Annotated in this window: 26 protein-coding genes; 14 read left to right on the top strand and 12 right to left on the bottom strand. The window is 70.4% G+C overall.

What is annotated here, in order from left to right; genetic code table 11:
- The first annotated feature begins 184 nt into the window (after positions 1 to 184).
- On the top strand, positions 185 to 3664 hold the full coding sequence (locus tag CHC05_RS31755) for a 3-keto-alpha-glucoside-1,2-lyase-like domain-containing protein (RefSeq protein WP_089254312.1): 3480 nt from the start codon (positions 185 to 187) through the stop codon (positions 3662 to 3664).
- Positions 3665 to 3685: 21 nt separating this feature from the next.
- Here the strand turns inward: CHC05_RS31755 and CHC05_RS31750 are convergent, their stop codons facing one another.
- Genes CHC05_RS31750 through CHC05_RS31740 form a run of 3 tightly spaced genes read right to left on the bottom strand, consistent with a single transcriptional unit; the run spans position 3686 to position 5145 of the window.
- Positions 3686 to 3916, bottom strand: coding sequence for a hypothetical protein (locus tag CHC05_RS31750; protein ID WP_245871313.1), 231 nt, complete (start codon positions 3914 to 3916; stop codon positions 3686 to 3688).
- 57 nt (positions 3917 to 3973) lie between these two features.
- Positions 3974 to 4858 (bottom strand): helix-turn-helix domain-containing protein, encoded by an 885-nt coding sequence (locus CHC05_RS31745; RefSeq protein ID WP_089254311.1) that lies wholly within the window; start codon positions 4856 to 4858, stop codon positions 3974 to 3976.
- A 32-nt stretch (positions 4859 to 4890) separates the two neighbouring features.
- Positions 4891 to 5145, bottom strand: coding sequence for a hypothetical protein (locus tag CHC05_RS31740; RefSeq protein ID WP_245871312.1), 255 nt, complete (start codon positions 5143 to 5145; stop codon positions 4891 to 4893).
- Positions 5146 to 5420: 275 nt separating this feature from the next.
- On the opposite strand from CHC05_RS31740, the gene CHC05_RS31735 reads away from it, so the two are divergent.
- From CHC05_RS31735 to CHC05_RS31720, 4 genes are all read left to right on the top strand, one after another.
- The gene (locus CHC05_RS31735; RefSeq protein WP_144022865.1) at positions 5421 to 5636 is read left to right on the top strand and encodes a hypothetical protein; all 216 of its coding nucleotides are present in this window, start codon (positions 5421 to 5423) and stop codon (positions 5634 to 5636) included.
- A 10-nt stretch (positions 5637 to 5646) separates the two neighbouring features.
- Positions 5647 to 5889, top strand: coding sequence for a hypothetical protein (locus tag CHC05_RS31730; protein ID WP_089254308.1), 243 nt, complete (start codon positions 5647 to 5649; stop codon positions 5887 to 5889).
- An 87-nt stretch (positions 5890 to 5976) separates the two neighbouring features.
- The gene (locus tag CHC05_RS31725; protein ID WP_245871311.1) at positions 5977 to 6768 is read left to right on the top strand and encodes a class I SAM-dependent methyltransferase; all 792 of its coding nucleotides are present in this window, start codon (positions 5977 to 5979) and stop codon (positions 6766 to 6768) included.
- A gap of 167 nt (positions 6769 to 6935) precedes the next feature.
- Complete coding sequence (locus tag CHC05_RS31720) at positions 6936 to 7121, top strand: hypothetical protein (RefSeq protein ID WP_089254307.1); 186 nt, start codon at positions 6936 to 6938, stop codon at positions 7119 to 7121.
- A gap of 6 nt (positions 7122 to 7127) precedes the next feature.
- Here CHC05_RS31720 and CHC05_RS31715 read toward each other — a convergent pair whose 3' ends face one another.
- The gene (locus tag CHC05_RS31715; protein ID WP_089254306.1) at positions 7128 to 8378 is read right to left on the bottom strand and encodes a M48 family metalloprotease; all 1251 of its coding nucleotides are present in this window, start codon (positions 8376 to 8378) and stop codon (positions 7128 to 7130) included.
- 117 nt (positions 8379 to 8495) lie between these two features.
- Here CHC05_RS31715 and CHC05_RS31710 point away from each other — a divergent pair, with 117 nt between their 5' ends.
- The gene (locus CHC05_RS31710) at positions 8496 to 9449 is read left to right on the top strand and encodes a Kae1-like domain-containing protein (protein ID WP_089254305.1); all 954 of its coding nucleotides are present in this window, start codon (positions 8496 to 8498) and stop codon (positions 9447 to 9449) included.
- Here CHC05_RS31710 and CHC05_RS31705 read toward each other — a convergent pair.
- Positions 9376 to 10629 carry an MFS transporter gene (locus tag CHC05_RS31705; RefSeq protein WP_089254304.1) on the bottom strand — a complete coding sequence of 418 codons (1254 nt, stop codon included), beginning with the start codon at positions 10627 to 10629 and terminating at the stop codon, positions 9376 to 9378. The two genes, CHC05_RS31710 and CHC05_RS31705, sit on opposite strands and share 74 nt — an antisense overlap.
- Positions 10626 to 11105, bottom strand: coding sequence for a MarR family winged helix-turn-helix transcriptional regulator (locus tag CHC05_RS31700; RefSeq protein WP_245871310.1), 480 nt, complete (start codon positions 11103 to 11105; stop codon positions 10626 to 10628). The genes CHC05_RS31705 and CHC05_RS31700 overlap by 4 nt, the downstream gene beginning before the upstream one ends.
- Before the next feature lie 64 nt (positions 11106 to 11169).
- Between CHC05_RS31700 and arfB the strand changes: the two genes are divergently transcribed.
- From arfB to CHC05_RS31685, 3 genes are read left to right on the top strand one after another with little or no spacing between them, the layout of a single operon-like run.
- Entirely contained in the window at positions 11170 to 11595 is a 426-nt protein-coding gene (gene arfB, locus CHC05_RS31695) for an alternative ribosome rescue aminoacyl-tRNA hydrolase ArfB (protein WP_089254303.1), read from the top strand.
- A gap of 25 nt (positions 11596 to 11620) precedes the next feature.
- A complete protein-coding gene (locus CHC05_RS31690) occupies positions 11621 to 12673 on the top strand; it encodes an ROK family protein (protein ID WP_089254302.1) in 1053 nt (350 codons plus the stop codon).
- A gap of 51 nt (positions 12674 to 12724) precedes the next feature.
- The gene (locus tag CHC05_RS31685) at positions 12725 to 13456 is read left to right on the top strand and encodes an enoyl-CoA hydratase/isomerase family protein (protein ID WP_089254301.1); all 732 of its coding nucleotides are present in this window, start codon (positions 12725 to 12727) and stop codon (positions 13454 to 13456) included.
- On the opposite strand, the gene CHC05_RS31680 is transcribed toward CHC05_RS31685, so the two are convergent.
- Complete coding sequence (locus CHC05_RS31680; protein ID WP_089254300.1) at positions 13419 to 13949, bottom strand: winged helix-turn-helix transcriptional regulator; 531 nt, start codon at positions 13947 to 13949, stop codon at positions 13419 to 13421. The two genes, CHC05_RS31685 and CHC05_RS31680, sit on opposite strands and share 38 nt — an antisense overlap.
- A gap of 87 nt (positions 13950 to 14036) precedes the next feature.
- Here CHC05_RS31680 and CHC05_RS31675 point away from each other — a divergent pair, with 87 nt between their 5' ends.
- Positions 14037 to 14699, top strand: a complete 663-nt coding sequence (locus tag CHC05_RS31675; RefSeq protein ID WP_089254299.1) for a Type 1 glutamine amidotransferase-like domain-containing protein — start codon at positions 14037 to 14039, stop codon at positions 14697 to 14699.
- A gap of 84 nt (positions 14700 to 14783) precedes the next feature.
- On the opposite strand, the gene CHC05_RS31670 is transcribed toward CHC05_RS31675, so the two are convergent.
- The 3 genes from CHC05_RS31670 to CHC05_RS31660 form a co-directional block, all read right to left on the bottom strand.
- The gene (locus CHC05_RS31670; RefSeq protein WP_089254298.1) at positions 14784 to 15986 is read right to left on the bottom strand and encodes a DNA polymerase domain-containing protein; all 1203 of its coding nucleotides are present in this window, start codon (positions 15984 to 15986) and stop codon (positions 14784 to 14786) included.
- Positions 15987 to 15995: 9 nt separating this feature from the next.
- Complete coding sequence (locus CHC05_RS31665; RefSeq protein ID WP_089254297.1) at positions 15996 to 16982, bottom strand: NADPH:quinone reductase; 987 nt, start codon at positions 16980 to 16982, stop codon at positions 15996 to 15998.
- A gap of 231 nt (positions 16983 to 17213) precedes the next feature.
- A complete protein-coding gene (locus tag CHC05_RS31660) occupies positions 17214 to 18371 on the bottom strand; it encodes an RNA-guided endonuclease InsQ/TnpB family protein (protein WP_089254296.1) in 1158 nt (385 codons plus the stop codon).
- Between the two features lie 106 nt (positions 18372 to 18477).
- Here CHC05_RS31660 and CHC05_RS31655 point away from each other — a divergent pair, with 106 nt between their 5' ends.
- Positions 18478 to 19845, top strand: coding sequence for a glycosyl hydrolase family 18 protein (locus tag CHC05_RS31655; RefSeq protein ID WP_089254295.1), 1368 nt, complete (start codon positions 18478 to 18480; stop codon positions 19843 to 19845).
- 55 nt (positions 19846 to 19900) lie between these two features.
- Here the strand turns inward: CHC05_RS31655 and CHC05_RS31650 are convergent, their stop codons facing one another.
- Positions 19901 to 20521: an NADPH-dependent F420 reductase gene (locus tag CHC05_RS31650; RefSeq protein WP_089254294.1), complete on the bottom strand. Its 621-nt coding sequence runs from the start codon at positions 20519 to 20521 to the stop codon at positions 19901 to 19903.
- Positions 20522 to 20592: 71 nt separating this feature from the next.
- On the opposite strand from CHC05_RS31650, the gene CHC05_RS31645 reads away from it, so the two are divergent.
- Positions 20593 to 21192 carry an iron transporter gene (locus CHC05_RS31645; RefSeq protein WP_089254293.1) on the top strand — a complete coding sequence of 200 codons (600 nt, stop codon included), beginning with the start codon at positions 20593 to 20595 and terminating at the stop codon, positions 21190 to 21192.
- Here CHC05_RS31645 and CHC05_RS31640 read toward each other — a convergent pair.
- On the bottom strand, positions 21179 to 22102 hold the full coding sequence (locus CHC05_RS31640) for an SDR family NAD(P)-dependent oxidoreductase (RefSeq protein ID WP_089254292.1): 924 nt from the start codon (positions 22100 to 22102) through the stop codon (positions 21179 to 21181). The two genes, CHC05_RS31645 and CHC05_RS31640, sit on opposite strands and share 14 nt — an antisense overlap.
- A 93-nt stretch (positions 22103 to 22195) precedes the next feature.
- Here CHC05_RS31640 and CHC05_RS31635 point away from each other — a divergent pair, with 93 nt between their 5' ends.
- Positions 22196 to 22750 carry a TetR/AcrR family transcriptional regulator gene (locus tag CHC05_RS31635; protein WP_089254291.1) on the top strand — a complete coding sequence of 185 codons (555 nt, stop codon included), beginning with the start codon at positions 22196 to 22198 and terminating at the stop codon, positions 22748 to 22750.
- Positions 22751 to 22792: 42 nt separating this feature from the next.
- Entirely contained in the window at positions 22793 to 23770 is a 978-nt protein-coding gene (locus tag CHC05_RS31630; RefSeq protein ID WP_245871309.1) for a phosphotransferase, read from the top strand.
- Positions 23771 to 23824 lie beyond the last annotated feature (54 nt).

The following is a 23824-nucleotide window of genomic DNA, read 5'->3' as shown; positions in this document are numbered from 1 at the left end:
ATATCCCTGAATGGGTGACCGTCGGCAACCCTTTCGATGGCATCGGTGCTACTTCTGCTCGTTAAGACGGAAGTTCTGTCCCATCGAAGTTTAGATATGGACACGTGCCCTGGAAGACCCCTACCGTGTGCGCAACGCGGTGACCCGCGTCGATTCGCTCGTCCTCTACCGTCCCGGAGGAACAATGAGCAACAACCGGAAGACGCTGTGCCGCGGTAGCGGCACGGCATCTGAGGACCTCAGACGTCCTGGCTTACGCCGTCCCCTGTCCATACTCGCCGCCGCGGGCCTGCTGTTCGGCAGTGTCCTGGTCGCGCCGGTCGCGGCGCAGGCGGCTCCGCCGCCGCAAGAGCCCGGCGTCACCCTGCGCGTCTTCGACGTACAGGTGCCGCTCAACGAGATCTGTGACCTCAAGCCCAGCCAGACGCCCAACGTGGACAAGCTCATGCCCACGATCAACTGGACGACGACCGCCGACTTCGGCGGGTTCAGCGACAACTTCGTCACCCAGGTGATCGGCAATATCAACATCGCCACGGCCGGCAGCTACACCTTCCGGCTCACCAGCGACGACGGCTCGCGGCTGCTGATCGACAACACCGTGGTCATCGACCACGACGGCCTGCACAGCGCCCAGCCGCCCAAGGAAGGCACGATCAGCCTCACCACCGGCTACCACTCGCTGCGGATCGACCACTTCGAGCGCAGCGTCGACCAGCAGATCACGCTGGACTGGCGTACGCCGGGATCCTCGACCTTCGTGCTCGTGCCCAACAGCGTGCTGTCCACCGACGCCGGCGTGGTCCGGGTTACCGCCCCGGGCCGCAAGGAGTGCGAGGGCGTGACCGACTCGCCCGGCGACGGCCTGCCGCTGACCTCGGTGAACCCCAACTACACGCTGACCAACCTGCGCCCGACCGGGTTCGAGCCGCAGGTGTCCGCTATGGACTGGCTGCCCGACGGCCGGATGGCGATCACGACCTGGGGCGGCACGGACAACGTGCTCGGCGAGGTCTACCTGCTGTCCAATGTGCAGACCGCGACGCAGCCGTCGCAGGTGACGTACCAACGGATCGCCACCGGGTTGCGCGAACCGATGGGCATCAAATACGTCGACGGCAAGCTGTACGTGTCGGAGAAGCACCGGCTCGTCGAGCTCAACGACACCAACGGCGACTGGGTGACCGACAACTACCGCCAGGTGGCGACGTGGCCGTGGGGTGGCAACTTCCACGAGTTCGCGTTCGGGCTGCTCTACCAGGCGCCGTACTTCTACCTGAACCTGTCGATCTCGATCAACTACGGCGGCGCGACCACGAACCCGCAGCCGGCCGCCAACCGGGGTTCCACGATCCGGGTCGACAAGAACACGGGCGCGGTGCACTACGTCGCCGGCGGCCTGCGTACCCCCGATGGCATCGGTTGGGGTCCTGAAGGTGGCATCTTCGTCACCGACAACCAGGGCGACTGGCTGCCGTCGTCGAAGCTCGTGCACATCAAGCAGGACCGGTTCTTCAACCTCTACATGAACCCGCCCGGGCCGTTCCAGAGCCAGCCGGTGACGCAGCCGGTGCTGTGGATGCCGCAGAACGAGATCGCCAACTCGCCGAGCACGCCTGTCATGATCCCGTCCGGCACGTACGCGGGGCAGATGTTGATCGGTGACGTGACCTACGGCGGCCTGCAACGGGCGTACCTGGAGAAGATCAACGGCGAGTACCAGGGCGCGCTGTTCCGGCACACCCAGGGCCTGGAGATGGGCGTGCTGCGCACGTCGATCGGCCCGAACGGCGCCATCTACGTCGGTGGCCTCGGCGCCGACGGCAACTGGGGTCAGGCGGGCAAGCTGAAGTACGGCCTGCAGAAGCTGACGCCCAACGGTGGCAACGTGTTCGACATGCTCGCCGTGCGCGCGATCAGCGGCGGTTTCGAGGTGGAGTACACGCAGCCGCTGTCGGCCGCCACGATCGCGGGCCTGGCCACCAAGTACCAGGTGAAGCAGTGGCGGTACGTGCCGACGCAGAACTACGGCGGTCCGAAGGTCGACGAGCAGACGCTGTCGGTCACGTCCGCGACCGCGTCCGCCGACGGCCGCAAGGTCACCCTGAAGATCAACGGTCTGCAGGCCGGTCGGGTGGTCCACCTGCGCTCGCCGCGCTCGTTCACCGCCACCAACGGCCAGGAGCTGTGGAGCACGGAGGCCTGGTACACGCTCAACTCGCTGATCGGCGGCCCGCAACAGCCGGGCGTGCTGGAGGCGGAGTCGGCGGCGCTGTCCGGCGGCGCTGTGGTGATGAACGACCACCTCAACTACACCGGTTCGGGCTTCGTGGCCGGCTACGGCACCCAGGGCGCGACCACGACGTTCACGGTGTCCGCGGCCTCCACGGGTTCCTATGACGTGAACCTGCGGTACTCCAACGGACCCAACGGCGGCACGGGTACGAAGACGGTGTCGCTGTATGTCAACGGCACCAAGCTGCGCCAGACCCAGTTGCCGTTCACCAACAACTGGGACACGTGGGCGACGAAGACCGAGGCGGTGACGCTGAACGCGGGCACGAACACCATCTCCTACCGGTACGACGCCGGCGACATCGGCAACGTCAACCTGGACAACATCTCGGTCACCGGTGGCCCGGCGGCCGTCAACCTGGCGCTCAACAAGCCGGCCACATCGGACAGTTCCTGCAACGCCAACGAGGGTTCGGCCAAGGCGGTCAACGGCAGCACGACGGGAGGCAACACCGACAAGTGGTGCTCGCTCGGTTCGACCAAGTGGATGCAGGTCGACCTGGGTGCCGCGACGACGGTGAGTCGGGTGGTGCTCAAGCACGCGGCGACCGGCGGCGAGAACGCGTCGTGGAACACGCGGGACTTCAACCTGCAGGTGTCGACGAACGGCACCTCTTGGTCCACAGTGGCCACGGTCACGGCCAACACGGCGGCGACGACGACACACAACTTCACCGCGGTGCAGGCGCGCTATGTGCGGCTCAACGTGCAGACCCCGGCGAGCGACGGAAACGGGGCGGCGCGGATCTACGAGTTCGAGGTGTACGGCTCAGGGGGCTCTGGTCCCACCCGGACGGTCCTGTTCGACGGCACCGCGGCGTCGATGACCGCGAACTGGGCGCACACCAACGGCAGCAACCCGACGTGGACCATCACGGGCGGCGGCATGCAGGTCAACGGCGGTGACATCCGGACGCGGCAGAGCTACGGCGACTACAAGCTGCACGTCGAGTTCTGGCTGCCGCTGTACGGACCGGAGGTGACGGGCCAGGCCCGCGCGAACAGCGGTGTCTACCAACAGGACCGGTACGAGCTGCAGGTCCTGGACTCGTACGGAGACACGTCCCTGGGCAACGACGAAGCGGCCTCGATCTACCAGAAGAAGGCGGCGGACGTGAACGCCGCGACCGCGCCCGAGACCTGGCAGACGTACGAGGTCACCTTCCGAGCGGCCCGCTTCAACGGCACGACGAAGACCGAGGACGCCCGGATGACCGTGGTCTGGAACGGGGTGACGGTCCACAACAACGTGGCCGTCAACGGCCCGACGGGCGGGGGAGCGGCGGAGGCCAACACCTTCGGCCCGATCCGCCTACAGGACCACACGAACCCGGTGCGCTACCGCAACATCTGGATCGAACCGGCGTAAGGCTTCAAGGCGGGCGTCGGGTCACTCGATCCGGCGCCCGCCCGCGCGGAGCAGGTCCACAAGCGATTCGGGGATCTCGACCAGGGCTTCGTCGGCGGGCACGTCGATCCCGACGCTCGCCGGCTCGACGGGTCGTCCTTGCACGAGGTAGGTGCCGTCCGGCGTCTGGTAGACGGTCGGACAGGTCCCGGTGGTGCACAACGTGGCGATCACGGTAGGGGTCGGCGCACGTGACTGAGAGTGTTCGGCCATATTCTGACGGTAGGAAGATTTCCGTCGCCAGGCAAGGGCGAGGTGTCGAGCCGGGCCTCAGTGCCGTTGTCGCGCCTGGAGGGCTCGCGAGTGCACGTCCATGTGGTGGTCCAGGATCGCGTCGATGTCGGTGGTGGCCAGCTCGGCGTACTCGTCGAAGATCTGCCCGTAGACGGCCACGTCCGTCCGGCCGCGGGAGGTCAGCGCGGTGTTCAGCAGGTCGACGGTCACCAGATCCGCGTCGGCCAGTTCGAAGCCGTTCAGCGGCGGCGGCAGAATGCGGGTGCCGTCCGGGATCACGCCGACCGTGACGTTCTCCTGCTTCGCGATCTCCCGAAGCCGCTCGATCTGTGCCGACATGAACTCCGGCCCGCAGACGCTGTCGGTGAGGACGTGTTCCAGCATGAGGAAGTGAAAGGTTCGGGCCGGGTCGACGAGGATCTCCTGGCGTGCGATCCGGGCGGACACCGCCTCCGGCACGGCGACGCGGGCGGCGGCCTCGCCGGTCGAGAAGATCAGGTGTTGAAAGGGTGCGAGCACGGCTCGCGCGTAGTCGCTGGACTGCAGCAGTCCGGGGATCACCAGCGGCTGGAAGACGCGCAGCACGCGCACGTCGGCCTCGATCGCTCCGGCGCTGCGCTGCCGGTGCGCGAGTGACGGGCCGAGCGGTCGCCAGTCGGTCATCCGCTCATGGGACAGCTCGGCCAGCTCGACGAGCTCGGCGACGATGTCGTCGGGCGCGCCGAGGGCCCGTGCGATCCGCTCCACGTCAGCGGTGTCGGCCGGGCCGACGCCGTTCTCCAGTCTGGAGATCTTCGGTTGGCTGAGGCCGACGATCCTGCCCAGCTGGCGACCGGTGAGGTTCTGCGCTCTTCTCAACCGCGCCAAGCGCGCGCCGAGCGCGCTGGCGTTGTCGTCGGGAGCGCCTAGGTTGGTGACCATCGGCGCCCCCTCTCCGTGCGGCTAGTAGGTGATCACGAAAGGCTTCGCGCGGCATTCACCAGTAGTTCGACCGGGATCTCGACGAGTTGCTCGCCGTCCGGGAGGGTGACGCCCGCATGGTCGCCGGACACCAGATAGCCCTGGACCACGATCGTGCCGCGCCCGCTGTCATAGACAGTGGGACATGTGCCGGAAGCGCACTGCGCGGCGATGGTCCGAAGGTTCATGGCAGCCGGAGGAGCTTGGTTTGACGCGACACCAACCGCGTCGACGCTGGGCGTATTCACGAAACCGCATCTTGATTCAGGATCTTTTGTGACGTCAACTTCCCACGCTGAATTGTCATCCATTTGAGGTGTTTCTGCAATGCTGCTGGCCGGCAGTTCCCCGTTGGCTAGCGGGCACTTTGGACACTCGCACTCAGCTATATGGCACTTGACGTGGGGTTCGACCTTGATCGGTGGGTTGAATTCGCGCCAGCTGAATTATGCATGTGACCTTGAATGTTGATCATGAATAGTGAATCCATTGACGTACGACCCGACGATGTGGGGTGATCATCGTGAGTCTTGCGGATCTTTGGACCTCGCTCAGCGACCATCGGTACGCCTACCTGGCCCTCGCGGTGGTCGTCGCGGCCGTGGCGCTGCGGTCGGTGCGGCGGGCACTGGCGCCCATCGGGCCGATCGTCCACGCGTTGGCTGCCATCGCGGGTGTCGCCTTCGCCGTCGGGATGGCGGTCGTCGTGCTCTTCGCGGTCGTCGTGAGCGGAACCTGAGGAGGTCGGGGTGGAGCACATCGCGCTCGTCGGGATGATCGGGGCGTTCGTCGGCGTGGTCGTGGTGGTCGAGCTCGCCGCCGCCGTGTTGCCGCTGGTGATCATCCTCGCGTACGTGCCGCCGGGTGAGCGGGCGGCGTTGACCGAGCTCATCGCGGCGACCGACAGCTCGCGCCGGTTGCGGGTCGGCCGGGCCCTGCGGCTCGCGGTCGCGGCCCGCCGCGTCGCACGTGCCCGGGACACCCTCGTGTGACGGGATGAGTCGGGTGGGTGACGGATGCGAAAGTCGTTCACCCGAACGGGGGTCGATCGATGGCAATCAGCGGATACTGTTGCCCGCGTGGTACCGGAGCGCTGGTCGGAGCGGGACGCCTACGAGGCCTACATGGGCCGGTGGAGCCGTCGCGTGGCGCCGCTGTTCCTGCGCTGGCTGACCGCGCCGGCCGGGCGGCGGTGGGTCGACGTCGGGTGCGGCACGGGTGCGTTGAGCGGCGCGATCCTCGCGGCGGCGGCACCCGCGGACCTCGTCGGCGTCGACAGCTCGGCCGCCTTCGTGACCGCCGCCGCTGACCGGGTCGGTGATCCGCGCGCGCGGTTCCGGGTGGGTGACGCGATGGCGCTGCCCCTGCCGGACGGCGAGGCCGACCTGGCGGTCAGTGGGCTGGCGCTCAACTTCGTGCCCGAGCCCCGCCGGGCCGTGGCCGAGCTGGCCCGGGTCACGACCCCGGGCGGCACGGTGGCCGCGTACGTCTGGGACTACGGCGACGGCATGGAGATGCTCCGCCACTTCTGGGCGGCCGCAGCGAAGATCGACCCGGCGGCGCCGGACGAGCTCGACAGGTTCGCCGCCGTGTGCCGCCCGGATCCGCTCCGCACACTGTGGACGGGCGCGGGCCTGGAGGGCGTGACCGTCGACGCGGTGTCGACCCCGACGACGTTCACGGGGTTCGACGACTTCTGGACCCCGTTCCTCGGTGGACAGGGCCCGGCGCCGGGCTTCGTCGCCTCACTCGAGCCCACCGACCGCAACCGCCTCCGCGACCTGCTGCGCTCGCGCCTCCCGGCGGCTCCGGACGGCTCGATCCGCCTCACCGCCCGAGCCTGGACCGTCCGCGGCACCGTCCCGGGCTGATCCGAGCCGCAGCGACAATCTGACCTGCGGAACGGCGGTCTCGTGGGCAACCCGTTCGGCCCGGCGCGCCGGTTCGTGGGTGGCGGCAAAATCCGGTCAAATGGTGGCGCGGTCTCCGACGGGGTCGCGGTGGGGAACGGGGGGCCGGGCCGATGAACGCTAACGGAGTGGCGAGTGAGATCCGTTGGGTCTATCGCCCGCCACGCAACCGCAGGTCGCCCGAGTCGGATCTGGCCGGCGCGCCGGTGTTCGGGGTCAGTGCCGCGGACGCGGCCGGGCTCGTCGACGTCATCCTCACCGACGGCACGCGCCTTACGGCCGCGGCCGGCGACGTGGTCGCCGAGCCCTACTGACAGGGCTCACATCTCGTACTGCTCCGCGAGGTCGTTTCGCAACGTCTCCGCGTACGGGGCTACCTCGCGTACGATCGTCGTCCACTCGGTGTCCGTGACCGTCACCGTCGCGTAGGAGTTGGGTAGCGTCGACACGTACTGGTGGCGCCGGCCCGTTGACGGGTGGCTGGCGAACAGTGACGCCTCGGTGCGGATGGTGAGCTGGCGTAGCACGGCGGTGCGGCCCTCGTCGTTGCGCGCGCGGTTCTGCGCGATCCGCGCCCGCCACTCCGCCATCGCGTAGCCCTTGCGAGCTACGCCGCTGATCGCGCCGTGGAACAGCGGGAACGCGGCCATAGCGTCGAACAGTCCCAGCGTCGAAGCGCGCCCGGCCGCCTTCACGGCCAACAGGTCCGCCCGCTGCTCGGCGTGCCGGTCTTCGCGTGACCCGGCGGCCTGGATCGCCGCGTGCACCGCGAACGACAGCCACGACAGCAGGCCGCTGATCAGCCGCCAGAGCTCGAAAACGATCAGTTGCAGCCCCAGCAGGTCCCGCTCGGCCCCGGAGACCCGGCTCGGCCGCAGCGCGCGGGCGATGTGTCCGAAGGTCACCCGCGCCGGCAGCGTCAGCAGGAAGCGTCGCGAGTCCCGGTTGGCGAAATGGCCCAGCTCGTGGCCGAGCAGCGCGACGAACTCACCGCGGTCGAGGCTGGCCAGCAGCGGAATGCCCAACATGAGGATCCGGCGCTGCCGAAGGCCGGCCACGGTCGTGCCGGCGTTCCACCAGGCGGGCTGGATGGCGACGATGTCGGGCCGAGGCGCGTCGACCGCGGTCGCCACCCGGTCGATCAGGCCGTAGAGCGCGGGTGCGCGGTCGGCGTCGACCCGGTAGTGCCCCTTGAGCACCTTCTTGACCCGCCCCAGCCGGGGACGCACCGCGTACGCGACGAGAAGAAGCAGCAGCCCGAGCGCGACCGGGCCGGCGATCAGGAGCCAGAGGCCCGCGAGGAACGCGGTCACGGGCACCGCCACCAGCGCGACGGAGAGCGCGACCAGCAGCGCGTACACCCATGGCCGACCCCGCGCCGCTCCCGACGCCAGCAGGCGGTCGGAGCGGAACCCCGCGCGGTGGTCGCGGGTGCGGATCGACCGCCAGAACCAGGTCGCCCCCTCGATCGGGGCGAGCGTGTCCAGGTTCCACTCGCAGTGGGAGCACCACGGCGGCTCGTCCTCGGCGACGGCCAACGGGATGTTGCAGGTCGGGCAGCGATCGGTCACCGACGCATCCTGCGAGAACGATGATCTTCAGTCAAGCGCGAATGGAAGGCGCCCTTATACAACGGAAAGCGTTAATAAGGGCACCTTCCTTCGCCCCGGCCCGCGAGAATTTCGCGTGTGGTGGTCGCGCTGCCGTGGGAAGTGCCGCCGACGTTTGCCGTGGGTGCGGGTCGGGCGGCGCTCGGCGTGGGCCGGCAGGCGTGGACCAGCGAGGACCAGGACCTGGACGATGCGCTCGCGGGCCTGCGGACGGAGTCCGGCGCCAAACCCGAGCTCGTCGCGGTCGATCTATACCCGGGCGATCCGGCCAGGCGGTGGGCGGCGCGCAACGGGCTGCCCGTGCGGGCCGTCGTCCGGCATCACGCCCTCGTCGCCGCCGTGATGGCCGCGCACCGGCTCGGGCCCGACGAGCACGTGATCGGGTTCGCCTTCGACCGCGGCGGCTACGGTCCGGACGGAGCCACCTGGGGCGGCGAGGTGCTGGCCGCCGGCTACAAGGAGTTCCGCCGGCTGGCGCACCTCGACTACGTGCGCACCGCCGGGCGCACCCACCATGCGGCGCTGGCCCAGCTCCGGCACGCGGGCGTGCCGTGGGACCTGGACCTGCCGCCGGTACGCGCCTGCGCCACCCGCGAGCGCCGAGTGCTCGCCGGGCAACTCGACTCCGGCCACGGCTGCGGCGCCACGTCCAGTCTCGGCCTGCTCCTCGACGCGCTCGCCGCGTTGCACGGGCCGACGACCGGGCACGGGGCCTTCGACCCGTACCCGATGCGCGGTCTGGATCCTGGCGACCTGGTCCGGGCCGTGGTCGGCGACGTGCGGCGGGGCACGTCGGCCGAGACGATCGCCGCGCGCGTCCGGGCGACGGTCGCCACCCTGGTCGCCCGGCAGGCCCGCCGGTGTGCCGACGACCTCGGGCTCGACATCGTGGTGCTCGCCGGCGCGGTGTTCGACGATCCCGCGCTGACCGACGCCGTGTGCACCGCGCTGCGCGGGTTCACGGTGCTGACGGGACAACCGGGACAACCGCCGCTGGTCCTGGGACAGTTGCTGTGCGCAGCGGCCGGCTGAGGGCGGCCAGCAAGACGGTGCCGACCACGCAGCTCAGCCCGCCGATCGCCAGCGCAAATCCGCCGCCGGTCACCGACGCCACCAGGCCCGCGCGCAGGTTGCCCACCTCGGGCCCCGCGACGCCGACGACGTGTTCGAGGGCGGCCACCCGGCCGAGGTAACCGTCCGGTGTGGACGTCTGCACCACCGTGCCCCGGGCGACCACCGCCCACGTGTCGGCCGCGCCGGCGATCGCCAGGCAGCCGAGCACCGCGGGCAGCGTGCCGGCGAATCCGGCCAGGGCCAGCCCGAGGCCCCAGACCCCGCCACAGACCAACAGCACCAGGCCTGGTCGGGTACGCCGCGTCGACAGCCCGGACAGCACGGACGCGATCGCGCCCCCGACGCCGATCGCGGTCAGGAACAGGCCCAGTCGCGCCGGCGACCCACCGAACTTCTCCTGGTTGACCATCGGGAACACGGCGACCGGCATCGCCAGCAGGGTGGCGCACAGGTCGGCGAGCAGCGCGCCCGCCACGGGCCGGGTGCGCACCGCGAACCGGATCCCGTCGGCCACGGCGCGCAGCCCGGCCCCACCGCCCGGCGTGCCGGTGACCCGGGGCAGGCCGGCGATCCCGACCAGCGCGGCGCCGAACGAGACGGCGTCGATGACGAAGCAGACCGTGGTGCCGGCGTACGCGGTCATCAAACCCGCCGCCGCCGGTCCGAGCAGCATGGCGAGCTGGAACGAGAGGTGGTCGAGGGCCAGCCCGGCGGCGAGCCGCGACTGCGGCAGCAGCACCGGGGTGAACGCGCGCAGCGCCGGCGCCGCCAGCGCCGACAGTCCGGAGTGGACGGCGGCCAGTGCCATCAGTACGCCGACGGGGCTGGCCGTGGCCGTGGTGACCGCCATCAGCAGGCTGGTCGCGAGCAGTCCCCAGGTCGCACCGGCGGCCAGCCGTCGCCGGTCGACGTGGTCGACGAAGGCGCTGCCCAGCAGCGCGACCACGACCAGGGGCACCGCGGTGACCAGGCCGATCAGGCCGACCAGGGCCGGGTTGTGGGTGCGGTCCCAGACGTAGAAGACGACGGCGAAGCCGCCGAACTGGCCGCCGAAGCCGGACAGCGTGCGGCCCAGCCAGAGCCGGCGGAAGGTCGGGTGGTCCCGCAGCGGACGCAGGTCGACGAGGGTGCCTCTCATTCGAGCTGCTCGAGCGAGAAGTTGGCCCGCAGCCGGTCCCGGAACGACCGCTGCTCCAGCGCCCGCCGGAGGTCCTCGACCACGGCGGTCAACGCGTACGGGACCTCGGCGTCGAGCTCGCGGACGGTCCGCTCGGTCGCCCGCCACTCGGCCGCCAGGAACGGCACGAGCTCCCGGCCGCGGTCGGAGAGCTGGATCCGCCGCGTACGCCCGTCGACGTTGGAGGCGTCGTCGACCAGCCCGGCCCGGCGCATGGCGGCCACGGTCTGGCTCATCGCGGAGTGGGTGACGGAGATCCGGCCGGCCAGTTCCTGGATGGTCAGCGGCTCGTGCCGGGAGAGCTGGATGATCGGGCCGACGAACCGGGTGCGCACGTCGCCGATGCCGGCCTCGCTGTAGAGCGCCGCGATCTCCCGGTCCATCCCGTGCAGGAGCGCCCAGACCGGTCCCCAGTGACTGCTGTCGAGAAGGTCCACGGACCAGATGTAACAGCACTTATATAAGTACTGTCAAACCTGTTCGGGACCTATCCTGGGCGGCATGGCGCCACTGACGATCAGACCCGGCGTGGAGATTCCCGATGCCGAGCTGCGTTGGCGCTTCTCCCGCTCCTCCGGCCCCGGCGGGCAAGGGGTCAACACCGCCGACTCGCGGGTCGAGCTGTCCTGGGACCTCGCGTCCACCACCGCTCTCGGCCCGGTGCTCAAGGAGCGGGCCCTGGAACGGCTGGGCAACCGGCTGGTCGACGGCGTGCTCACCATCGCCGCCTCCGAGCACCGTGCCCAGCTCCGCAACCGCGAGGCCGCCCTGGAACGGCTGGCCGTCCTGGTCGCGCGCGCGATCGAGCCGCCGCCCCCACCACGGCGCGCGACCAAGCCGTCGCGGGGAGCCAAGGAACGCCGGATCGCGGCGAAGAAGCGGCGCGGCGAGACCAAGCGCCTCCGGCGTCCGGACGACGGCGGCTAACGCGAGAGCGTGACAGGATCGGTTCATGAACGACAGCGTGCGGGCGCTCGAGGGTGATCGCTGGGTGGTGGTCGGCCTCGACAACGGCGGCAATGCCAACAACGCGACGGTGCTCGACTCGGCCGGCGAGTTCCTGGTGGAAGGGCTGCTGGAGAGCCCGAGCCGGGTCAAGGAAGGTCCGGTCGTCGCCGTCGAGGCGTTGGCCGAGGCGTTCGACAACGTGCTGACCCAGACCGGTGTGCCCCGGGCCGCGGTGCGCTCCGTCGGCCTGGACACCCCCGGCCCGGCCAGCGCCACCGGCGTGATCTCGACCAAGGGCTCGACCAACTTCGTCGACCCGGCCTGGCGGGGGTACGACGTCCGGGGCGCGCTGGAGGACAAGCTCGGGCTGCCGGTCGTCTACAACAACGACGGCAACGCGGCCGCGCTGTACGCCCACCACGTCCACTTCGGACTCCTCGGCAGCACGCGATCGTCGGTGTCGGCGATCGTCGGCACCGGGCTCGGCGGCGGCGTCATCGAGTCCGGGCGGATCGTCTCCGGCGCGGCGGGCATGGCCGGCGAGCTCGGGCACGTGCACATCCCGATGCAGGGCCTGCTCGACGGCGACCAGCCGGTCCCAGGCTGCAACTGCGGCTTCTTCGGCGACGCGGAGAGCGTCGCCTCGCTGACCGGGATCGAGCGCAACCTGCTGCCGTACTGGCTGGCCATGCACCCCGAGCACCCGCTCGCGGGGGAGGCCTCGGTGGCCACCGCCGCCAAGCTGGTGCGCGGGCTGGGCGAGGCGGGTGACCCGCTGGCTGTGAAGATCTTCGAGCAGCAGGCCGCGGCGATCGGCCGGCTGTTCACCATCGCCGCCAACTTCACCGACCCGGACGCCTACTTCGTCGGCGGTGGCGTCGTGCAGGCCTCGGCGGCGTTCGGGCAGTGGTTCCTGCAGCAGGTCGAGAAGAACACCAACCTGCGCGACGAGCAGCGCCAGGTGGCGACGTTCGCCCTCGTCCCGGACCTCGACATGGCGGGCGCGCGCGGTGCCGCGCTCGCGGCACGCCAGTCGGTGCCGCGCGGCACCAGCTGACCGTCCTTCGCGGGCCGGACGCCGGACCCGGTCGCGTGGGATGATCCTGTGATGATCGGCGTCGAGCAACGCGGTGCGGTTTCGGTTGTCCGGTTCGAGAACGGTCCTGTCAACGTGTTGGACCTCGACACGTTGCGGGAGTTCACGTCGACGCTCGCGGGCCTGGTCGACGCGCCCGCGGTCGTGCTCACCGGCGCCGGGCGGGCGTTCTCCGCCGGCGTCGACCTCAAGCGGTTGTACGAGGGCGGCGAGACGTACACCCGGGAGTTCCTGCTCGCCCTCGGCGGTGCCTTCCGCGCGGTGTTCGACCACCCGCGCCCGGTGGTGGCCGCCGTCAACGGCCACGCGATCGCCGGCGGGTGTGTGATCGCCGCGGGCTGCGACTACCGGTTCATGTCCGCCGGCACGATCGGCGTGACCGAGCTGCTCGTCGGGGTGCCGTTCCCGGCGACCGCGCTGGAGGCGATCCGCTACGTGGTCGGTCCGCGCACGGCGGCGCTCGTCAACACCGGGCGGACCCTGCGGCCCGACGAGGCGCTCGCGATCGGCCTGGTCGACGAGGTGGTGGCGCCGGAGGGGTTGCTCGACGCGGCGCTGGCCCGGGCGGAGGCGTTCGCGGCCATTCCGGCGGTCAGCTTCGCGATGACCAAGGCCGCGCTGCGCGCCGACGCGAGCCGGTTGATGGCCGGCGGCTCCACCGACGAGGTGATCGAGGTGTGGAACAGCCCCGCGGTCCGCGCCGCGATCAGCGCCTATCTGGAGTCGCTGGCGAAGCGGCGTTGACCGCGGCCTCGTACGCCGCCTGGAGCTCGGCGAACACCGACGGCGTGCCCGGCGGCCGGGCGATGCCGAGGTGTTGCTCGCGCAGCTCGTCCATGAACCGGTCCCACAGCTCGGGGCCGCCGCGTTCGAGCAGCTCGGCGCGCACCGAGAGCTCGTGGCTGGCGGGCAGGTGCCGGCGGCCCCAAGAGCCGAGCGCCGCCATCACCGGCACGAGCTGCACGCCGGCCTCGGTGAGGCTGTAGCGGATCTTCTGCCGGTGGCTGTCGTCGCCGGCCCGCCACAGCAGCCCGTTGGCGACGAGGCGCCGCAAGCGGTCGGCGAGGATGTTGGACGCGATCCCCTCCTGCGACTGGGTCAGCAGCTCGCGGAAGTAGTGCCGGTCGCCGAACATCACGTCGCGCAGCACGACCAGCGACCACCGGTCGCCGAGCACCTCGACCGACAGGTTGATCGGGCATCCCGACCGGTGCGCCGGTCCACGTTCCTCAGTCATGGTGTCGTTAGTCATTGTTGTCCGATGGTACTTCGCAACCAGTCGTGTTAGCTTGCTTTCAATCCGCAACCAGTTTCGGGGGCATCGATGAAGCTGCTACTCACGTCCGCCGGCGTCAAGAACCCGAGCATCCACACCGCCCTGGTCGACCTGCTCGACAAGCCGATCGCCGAGTCCGATGCGCTCTGCATTCCCACCGCGAGCTACGGCCACCCGATGGCGGGCCCGGTCCGGGCGTGGTCGTTCGTGAGTGGACAGGAACCCCAATGCCCCATGACGGAGCTCGGCTGGAAGTCCGTCGGCGTCCTGGAGCTGACGGCGCTGCCGAGCCTCGACAAGGAGCGCTGGGTCTCCTGGGTCCAGAACGCCGACGTCCTGCTGGTCAACGGCGGCGACGCGCTCTACCTGTCCCACTGGCTACGCGAGTCAGGCCTGGCGGACCTCATCCCGTCACTCGACGACAAGGTCTGGGTAGGCCTGAGCGCCGGCAGCATGGTCCTGACGCCCCGCATCGGCGAGGACTTCGTCCAGTGGAAGTCCCCGACGGGCAACGACAACACCCTGGGAGTCGTCGACTTCTCGATCTTCCCGCACCTGGACGAGTGGCCGTCCAACGCCCTGTCCGAAGCGGAGCGCTGGGCGGCCAGCATCGGCCACCCGTCCTACGCCCTCGATGACCAGAGCGCCCTCAAGGTGGTCGACGGCAAGGTCGAGGTCATCTCGGAGGGCCACTGGAAGCAGTTCGACTGACCAACCGCGGACCTGGCAGCGGAGCGAAGCGGAGCGGTCTCTGGCGGGGCAACGGTCGCGCCCACCGCGGACCCGAGTCAGAATTTATGATCCTGATCCTGGGGTCCACGGGTTGTAGTCGATTTCCAATGGCTCTTGCTCCGGTCGCATCTCCTCGGGGATGTGTTGGAGGTTGACGCGGATGCGGTACCAGATCGAGCTGCGCCCCCGCATCCCGTCGACGAGCACGTCGGCCGGCTCGAGGTAGCCGACGATCGCCGCGTGCCGGGCCTTCCACCGGTCCAGCGCGGCCAGTGACTCGTCCTTGGTCTTCGAGCGGGCGATCTCGATCAACGGCCTGGTCTGCAGTCGACGCCCCTCGCCCTTGGGTGGCTTCTCGGCCGGCCCGAGCCGCCGCGCCAGGTCGAGCAGCGGCTCCAGCGACCCGCGGGCGTCCTCGATGCCGGTCCACGGATCGCCGCGCTCCGCCCACCGATCCAGCACGGTCGTCAGCGTGAAGTCGGCGGGCCGGCAGTCCGGGACCTCGGACCAGTCGAGTGGCGTCGAGACGCGTGCATCAGGGCGGGGGCGCACCGAATAAGCCGAGGCCACCGTTCTGTCCTTGGCGTTCTGGTTGAAGTCGACGAAGACGCCTTCCCGCTCCTCCTTCCACCAGCGTGCGGTGGCCAGGTCGGGCACCCGGAGCTCGACCTCGCGGGCCACCGTCTCGGCGGCCAGGCGCACGTCGCGGTAGCTCCAGTGCGGGTCGATCCGCGCGTAGATGTGGAAGCCCCGCGAGCCCGACGTCTTCGGCCAGGCGGTCAGGCCGTGCTCCTCCAGCACCTCGCGGGCGACCAGGGCCACGTCGACGATCTGCCCCCACTCGACGCCGGGCATCGGGTCGAGGTCGACGCGCAGCTCGTCGGGGTGGTCGAGGTCCTCGGCGCGCACCGGATGGGGGTTGAGGTCGATGCAGCCGAGGTTGACCACCCACGCCAGCGCGGCGGCGTCGCGGACCACGGTCTCGGCCGCCGACGTGCCGGACCGGTAGTGGAGCTCGGCGACCTCGATCCAGTCCGGCCGCTTGGTGGGCGCCCGCTTCTGCCAGATCGCCTCTTCGGCGAGGCCTTTGACGAAGCGCTTGAGCACCATCGGCCGCCCGCCGACGCCACGCAACGCGCCCTCGGCCACGGTCAGGTAGTAGCGGACCAGGTCGAGCTTCGTGTGGCCGGCCGCGGGGAACACCACCCGGTCGGGGTTGGTGATCGTCACCTCGCGCCCGGCGACCTCCAGCTTTTCAGACGCCACAGCACCACCTTAAAGCGATGGGTCGACCTCGATCAGGACCTTTCCGACCGCGCCGGCCTGGACCGCGTCGTGGGCTGCCGCCGTTTCCGACAGCGGGAAGACCGTGATCGGTGGGGGAGTGAGCAGGCCGGCGGTGAGCGCGGCGGTGATGTCCGCGGCCGCCTGCTGGAACGCCTCGTCCGGCATCGTGTAGAGCAGCACGAAGCGCAGGACCAGGTTGCGGTTCATCAGCTCGCGGACCACGATCTGCGGCGGCTGCGGCTCGGCCGCGTAGCAGACGATCATCGCGTTCGGGGCGACCACGGCGAGGTCGAGGGCCAGGTTGCTGGCCGGGGCGACCTCGATGATCCGGTCGACGCCCTCGGGTGCGATCGCCCGGATCTGCTCGGCCGCGTCCGGCGACCGGTAGTCGACCACGTGCCGGGCGCCCGCCTCGCGCGCCAGGTCGGCCTTGGCCTCGCTGGACACCGTGCTGATCACGGTCGCGCCGGCCGCCAGCGCCAACTGGATCGCGGCCCGGCCGACCGCGCCCGCACCGCCGGCGACCAGCACGGTGCGGCCGTCGAGCGGGCCGTCGGCGAACAGGCACCGGTGTGCGGTCACGGCCGGGACGCCCAGGCTGGCACCGAGTCGCATCGACGCGTTGTCGGGCAGCGGGATCGCCTGGTCGGACGGGATCACGGTGAACTGCGCGGCGGTGCCGTGAACCCGCTTGTAGGCGGCCATGTAGAGCCACACCCGCTGGCCGATCCGCGCCGGGTCGACGCCCGGGCCGACCTCGTCGACGACCCCCGAGCCGTCCTGGTTGGGCACCTGGAGGTGCGACGCGCGCGGCTGGGCCACGGTGCCCGAGCGGGTCTTCCAGTCGGTCGGGTTGACGCCCGAGTAGGCGACGCGCACCCGCACCTCGCCCGGCCCGGGACTCGGGGTGTCGAGCTCCTCGATCCGCAGCACCTCGGCGGCGGGCCCATGGTCGCGATACACGGCAGCCAGCATGGACGACAGCCTAGTCAACGCAACAGAACATCCATTGACTTCAATAGTAAAGTTTCCTAAGCTTTTGCCACCTCGAGGCCCATCGGCGGGACCACCCACCACCCGCCGCACATCCGCGTACCCCCGTCCGTCTCCACGTACAAGGCTGTGTGCCTCGAAAGGTCCGCCCTTGACTTCCTCCACCACCCCGAAGGGCAGGGATTCCCTCGGTCGCCCTTGGGTTTTCCTGCTTCAACACCGGCTGCCTCGTGCGGGCGTGCGCCCGTGAGGTCTTACGCCAGCTCCACAGGCGGCCACGGAGAGCCCCTCCGCCAAAATGCTGCGTGCTGCGTTCAAATCCCGGTCGTGGTGCGTGCCGCACCGGCAGATCCATTCCCGCACATGCGGAGGCATCTTTTCCACGAGCGCGCCGCAAGCGGAGCACAGCTTCGACGACGGGAACCGATCAACGATGATCAGGTTTCGGTCGTGCCAGTTGGATTTGTATTCCAGCATGGTCCGAAACTGCCGCCATGCGGCGTCGCTGATGGCCCGGGCAAGGCGCCGGTTCTTGACCAGGTTGCGGACGGTCAGGTCCTCGATCACGAGCGTTTGGTTTTCGCGCACGAGTCGAGTCGTCAGTTTGTGCAGTTGGTCGCGGCGTCGGTCGGCGATCCGGACGTGGACGCGGGCGACCTTCAACCGTGCCTTCGCCCTATTGTTGGAACCCTTTGCTTTACGCGAGAGGTTTCGCTGCGCTCGCACCAAGGCCTCGCGGTCGTGGCGCTCGTGGCGCGGGTTGGTGACCTTCTCCCCAGTGGAGAGGACCAGCAGACTGTCGAGCCCGGCGTCGATACCGACGGCCCCGGTGACGGTGGTCTCCGGGATCACGTCCTCGCAGCGCAGCGAGACGAACCAGCGGCCTGCCGCATCCTGCGACACCGTCACGGTCGACGGCGACGCGCCTACCGGCAGCGGACGCGACCACACGATCGCGAGTGGTTCGAACATCTTCGCGAGGGTGAGTTGGCCGTTGCGGTAGCGGAACGCGCTGGGGGTGTATTCGGCGGACCGACGCGACGTGCGTTTGGACTTGAACGTCGGGTACCTGGCGCGTTTGGACCAGAAGCTGACGAACGCCGCCTGCAAGTGCCGCAACGCCTGCTGGAGGGGGACGGACGAAACCTCGTTGAGGTACGCGAGTTCGTCGTTCTTCTTCCAACCGGTAAGCCACGCCGAGGTGGCGTTGTAGCTGACGCGTTCCTGTCGGACCGTCCACGCCTCGGTTCGGGCAGCGAGAGCGAGGTTGTAAACCTTGCGCACGCACCCAAACGTCCGAGCCAGCTCGGCCGCTTGCGCGTCGCTGGGATAGAAGCGGTAGCGGAACGCCCGCTTGACCACCCTTCCCATATCTCACAACGTAATGGACCCGCTTGTTGGGTTCGCGGAGGCATGCCGCCCGGCGGCTCCCAGTTTCTCCCGGACCAAACGCTGAGGCATTCATGGAGGTAAACCCATGACCAAGAGATTCGCCGCTGCCCTGTCCGCCGCCGTCACGGCGGTCGCGGCCGGCACGCTGGCCGTCCTCGCCGCGCCCACTCCCGCCCAGGCCGCCGTCCTGCCCAACGGCTTCAAGAGCGTCGGCTACATGCCCTCGTGGGCCGGCAGCGCGACCGCGATCCAGTACAGCAAGCTCACCCACGTCAACTACGCGTTCGTGCTGCCCAACGGGAACGGCAGCCTGACCGCCGTCGACAACCCGAGCAAGCTCCAGCAGATCGTCAGCCTCGGCCACGCCGCCAACACCAAGGTGCTCATCGCGATCGGTGGCTGGAACGACGGCAACGACTCCGGCTTCGAGCAGATGGCCGGGAACGCGGGCACCCGCACCACGTTCGTCAACAACGTCGTGAACCTGGTCAACCAGTACAACCTGGACGGTGTCGACATCGACTGGGAGTACCCGGACCCGGGCACGAGCGGCAACAACTTCACGGCGCTGATGTCGCAGCTCAGCACGGCCATGCACAGCCGGGGCAAGCTGCTGACCGCGGCGGTCGTCTCCGGGGGCGGCACGGCGCAGGGCGTGCAGCCGGCCGTCTTCGGCTACGTCGACTTCCTCAACATCATGACCTACGACGGCGGTACGCCACACGCCAACTACCAGTGGACGATCGACAACATCAACGGCTGGAAGGCGCGCGGCCTGCCGGCCAGCAAGGCGGTCGTCGGCGTGCCGTTCTACAGCCGGCCCGGCGGCATCCCGTACAACCAGATCATCGCCCAGAACGCCGCGTGGGCGAACCAGGACTGCGCGACCATCAACGGCGCGCAGCAGTGCTACAACGGCCTGCCGACGATCCGCGCCAAGACGCAGTGGGCCATGGCCAACGCCGGCGGGATGATGAACTGGGAGCTGTCCCAGGACCCGAACAACGCCAACTCGCTGGTCAGCGCGATCTACACGGTCGCGACCGGTGGCACTACGCCGCCGCCGACCGGTCGCACCGGGCGGATCACCGGCCTGGCCGGCAAGTGCGTCGACGTCGCGGCGGCCAACACCGCCAACGGCACGGCGATCCAGCTCTACACCTGCAACAACACCAACGCGCAGACCTGGACGGTGTCGAGCGACAGCACGTTGCGGGCGCTGGGCAAGTGCATGGACGTCGCGAGCGGCTCGGTCGCCAACGGCGCCAACGTGCAGCTCTGGGACTGCAACGGCTCCGGCGCGCAGGTCTGGCAGGCGCAGTCCAACCAGACGCTGCGCAACCCGCAGTCCAACAAGTGCCTCGACGTGCGCGACAACAGCAGCGCCGACGGTGCTCGACTGCAGATCTGGGACTGCTTCGCGGGCGCGAACCAGCGCTGGGTCCTGCCTTAACAAGCCGCGCATCGGGTACGGCGGGAGCACGTCCTCGCCGTACCCGATGGCGCGTCTATCGGGCGGCGGCCGCCAGTGCGGTGCGTGCCCCGTTGGCGTCGGCGTCGGCGCCGTAGACCGGCGTGCCGGGCTCCTGGCGCCAGCTCTCGTCCAGCGGCCCGGCGTCGACCACGTCGAACCCGAGCGCGTCGATCAGCTCCGAGACGACCCGCTTCGCCTCCGCGTCGTCACCGGCGACCGGGAGGGCGATCCGGCCCGGCGTGCCGGCCGGCTGGCCCGCGTCGCCGAGCTGCCGCCAGTTGATCGAGTTGAACGCCTTGACCACGCGGGCACCGGCGAGGTGGTCCGCGGCCCAGCGGCTCGACGGCGTGCCGGCGTCGATCTCCGCGATCTGGCCGTCCCGCGACGGGTAGTAGTTGTTGGTATCGACCACGATCTTGCCCGCGAAGGCGCCCGGCAGGTCCGGCACCGCCTTCGTCGGGACCGAGACGATGACCAGGTCGTGGTCGGCGGCCTGGGCGGCCGTGCCGGGCGTCACACCGGGTGCGGAGGCCAGCGACTCGTCGTGGGTCTCCGGGCCGCGGGAGTTGGCGACGACCACGCGGTGGCCGAGCGCCCCGAGGCGCCGGGCGAGGGTGCCGCCGATGAGGCCGGCACCGATGATTCCGATTTCCATGTCGCCTGAAACACCCCGGCCTGCGGCGATCTTCCCGGTTATGACCGCGGCCGTGCGGGTAACCGCCACGCATGACCACCGAACCGACGTATCCGCCGATGGAAGAGAGCAACGAGGCGACCCGCGAGGAGCTTCGGGTCGCACGGGAGCAGGGCGACGCGTACGGGCACGCGATCGGCGCCATGGCCGACGAGGACGGCGCCGCGACCGCCCGGGCCGGCGACTACCTGGTCGCGTTCGTCAACGAGAACGCCGAGGGCATGTACATGCTCGAGGACGGCGTGCTGCTCTGGCGCGAGGCGGCGCCGGACGCCAACGTGCACCTGGAGGTCGCCGTGGCCGACGCCGGCGACGGCCGGTTCGTGCCGGGGTTGCGGGTGCACGTCGACGTCGAGCGCGACGGGAAGCCGATCCTGACCAACGCCGAGCTGCCGTTCCTGTGGCACCCGTTCCTCTACCACTACGGCGGCAACGCCAAGGTGCCGGACGCCGGGCCGTTCGACGTCACCGTCCGGATCGCGGCGCCGACGTTCATGCGCCACGACCCGGTCAACGGAAAGCGGTACGCCGAGCGGGTCGACGTGCGGTTCGAGAAGGTGACGTTCGCCAACGGCCGCAAGGAGAGCCCGGAGGGCTCACCCCGCGGCCAGGACGCGCCTACCGCGAGCTGAGCTCCCACAGCCGGCTCGCGGCTTCCGGGTCGATCGCGTGCGGGGCGACCCCGGTGAAGGTGCCGGGCACGTTCGGTGCCGCCTCGTTGCAGTCCTCGAAGTAGCGGCCGGTCACGCCGGCGACCAGCGGTGAGGCCGCCAGCAGCACCGACGTCGCCGCGCCCTGCTCGGGCGTACGCCAGGCGATCGTGCTGTTGGCCGCCTTGCGCGCGGCCTCCAGGTCCGCCTCGCTGACGTGCCGCTGGAGGTTGGTCCGGATGCCGCCCGGGTGCAGCGCGTTGGCGGTGATGCCGTCGTCGGCCCAGCGCCGGGCGGCCTCGACGGCGAACAGCACGTTGGCCGACTTCGACTGGCCGTAGGCCGACCACGGCTCGTACGCCCGCCGCTCGAAGTTGATGTCGTCGAAGACGACTCCCGAGAAGATGTGGCCGGACGAGGCCACCGCGACGACCCGGGCGCCCTGTGCCGCCGCCAGGGCGGGGTGCAGGCCGGTGGCCAGCGCGAAGTGGCCGAGGTGGTTGGTGGCGAACTGCGATTCCCAACCATCGGGGGTACGGGACAGCGGCGCGGCCATCACGCCGGCGTTGTTGACCAGGATGTGCAGCGGCCCGTCCCACTCGGCGACGAACGCCGCGACCGAGGCCGGGTCCGCGAGCTCGAGGTGGCCGACGAAGACCTGCTTGTTGCCGGTGGCGGCGACGAGGTCCTCGGCGACCCGGGCGCCGGCGACGAGGTCGCGCACGGCGAGGGTGACCTCGGCGCCGGCGGTGGCCAGCGCGCGGGCGGTCTCGATGCCGAGGCCGGAGGCACCGCCGGTGACGATGGCCCGGCGGCCGGTGAGGTCGACGCCGTCGACCACGTCGGCGGCGGTCGAGGCGGCGGTGAAGGGGGTGGTGACGCGGTCAGGCATGGTCCGACTCCTTGTAAGGTTGAACCGGAGGGTCCTCCGGAACCATAACCGGAGGCTCCTCCGGTTTGCCACACTGGTCGGAAGGAACCCGTCGTGACCGCCGCCACACCGCGCCCCTTGCGCGCCGACGCCCGGCGCAACCGGGACCGCCTGCTGGCCACGGCCGTCACCGCGTTCTCCCGCGACCCGGACGTCACCCTGGACGCGATCGCCAAGGAGGCCGGCGTCGGGATCGGGACGCTCTACCGGCACTTCCCGACGCGGGAGGCGCTGGTCGAGGCGGCGTACCGCAACGAGCTCGCGCACCTGGTCGAAGGGTCGGCGGAGCTGCTTTCCCTGCCGCCCGACGAGGCGGTGCGGGCCTTCCTGGGCCGGTGCGTCGACTTCCTGAGCACCAAGGCGGGCATGGCCGACGCGCTGCGGGCGGTGATCGCGTCCGGCGGCGACCCCTATGCGGAGAGCGGCGCGCTGCTGATCGGCGCGATCGCACCGCTGCTCGAAGCCGGCGCCGCGGCCGGCATCCTGCGGGCCGACGTCGACCCCTTCGACCTGCTGGTCGCGACCAACGGGGTGACCCTGGCGGCGACGTCGCGGGAGCAGGCCGACCGGCTGCTCGACCTGCTGTTCGACGGGCTGCGCCAGCGGTAAATCCGGTGCTGCCCGGGCGCGTCCCGGGCTAGGGTGACGCCCGTGCTTCCCGTGACGGACGGCTCCACAGTAGACGGCAACGACTGGCTCGACCCGCGCTGGCGGGCGGGCGCCGAGGCCTGGGCCACCGAGCGGCTCGCGGCCCTCGGCCACCCGGTCACCGGTCCGCTCGGGCAGACCCGGGTCCGCCCGTGGTCGGTCACCCTGCGGGCGCCGACCGCCGCGGGCCCGTTCTGGTTCAAGGCCAACACGTTCGGCTGCCGCTACGAGGCGGGACTGGCGTCCGCTCTCGGCTGGTGGGCGCCCGAGTCGGTGCTGGTGCCCGTCGCCGTCGACCCCGACCGGGGCTGGCTGCTGACCGCCGACGCGGGCGCGATCCTGCGCGAGAGCTCGCCGACACTGGACGACTGGTCGGCGCTGCTGGTGTCCTACGCCGGGTTGCAGCAGGAGTTGGCGGCGCGGGCCGAGGAGATGGTCGCGCTCGGCGTGCCCGACCAGCGGCCGGCGTTGTTGCCGGGCCTGCTGGCGGGCCTGCTCGACGACGACGCGATCCGCGCCGACCTCGGCTCCGACCGGCTGGCCGCCCTCAGCGCGGTCATGCCGGCCTTCGAGACCTGGTGCGCCGAGCTGGCCGGCGACGGCCTGGGCACGTCGCTGCAACACGACGACCTGCACGACGGCAACGTGTTCGCGAGCGGCCGCTTCTTCGACTGGGGCGACGCGAGCGTCGCGCACCCCTTCGGCACGCTGCTGGTGACGCTGTCGTCGGCGGGCTACACGTTCGGCCTGGAGCCGGGCGCGCCGGAACTGCTGCGGCTGCGCGACGCGTACCTGTCGGCGTGGCCCGGCGACCCGGTGGCCCTGCGCCGCTCGGCCACGCTGGCCTGCCGCGTGACCCGGGTCAGCCGGGCCCTCTCGTGGCGGCGGGCGCTGGACCGGTCTTCACTCCCGCTCGACGACGACATGCGCACCGCACCCGCCGAATGGCTGGGCGAGCTGACGGAGCCCGACGTCGTCTGAGCCCTGACATTCATCAGGTGTCATCCGGCGCGGGTTCGGCGAGAATCGACGGAT

This window comes from Asanoa hainanensis (assembly GCF_900188485.1).
GTDB lineage: Bacteria > Actinomycetota > Actinomycetes > Mycobacteriales > Micromonosporaceae > Asanoa > Asanoa hainanensis.
Note: the sequence above shows the minus strand (reverse complement) of the source record. Positions and strands in the feature narration are given on the sequence as shown.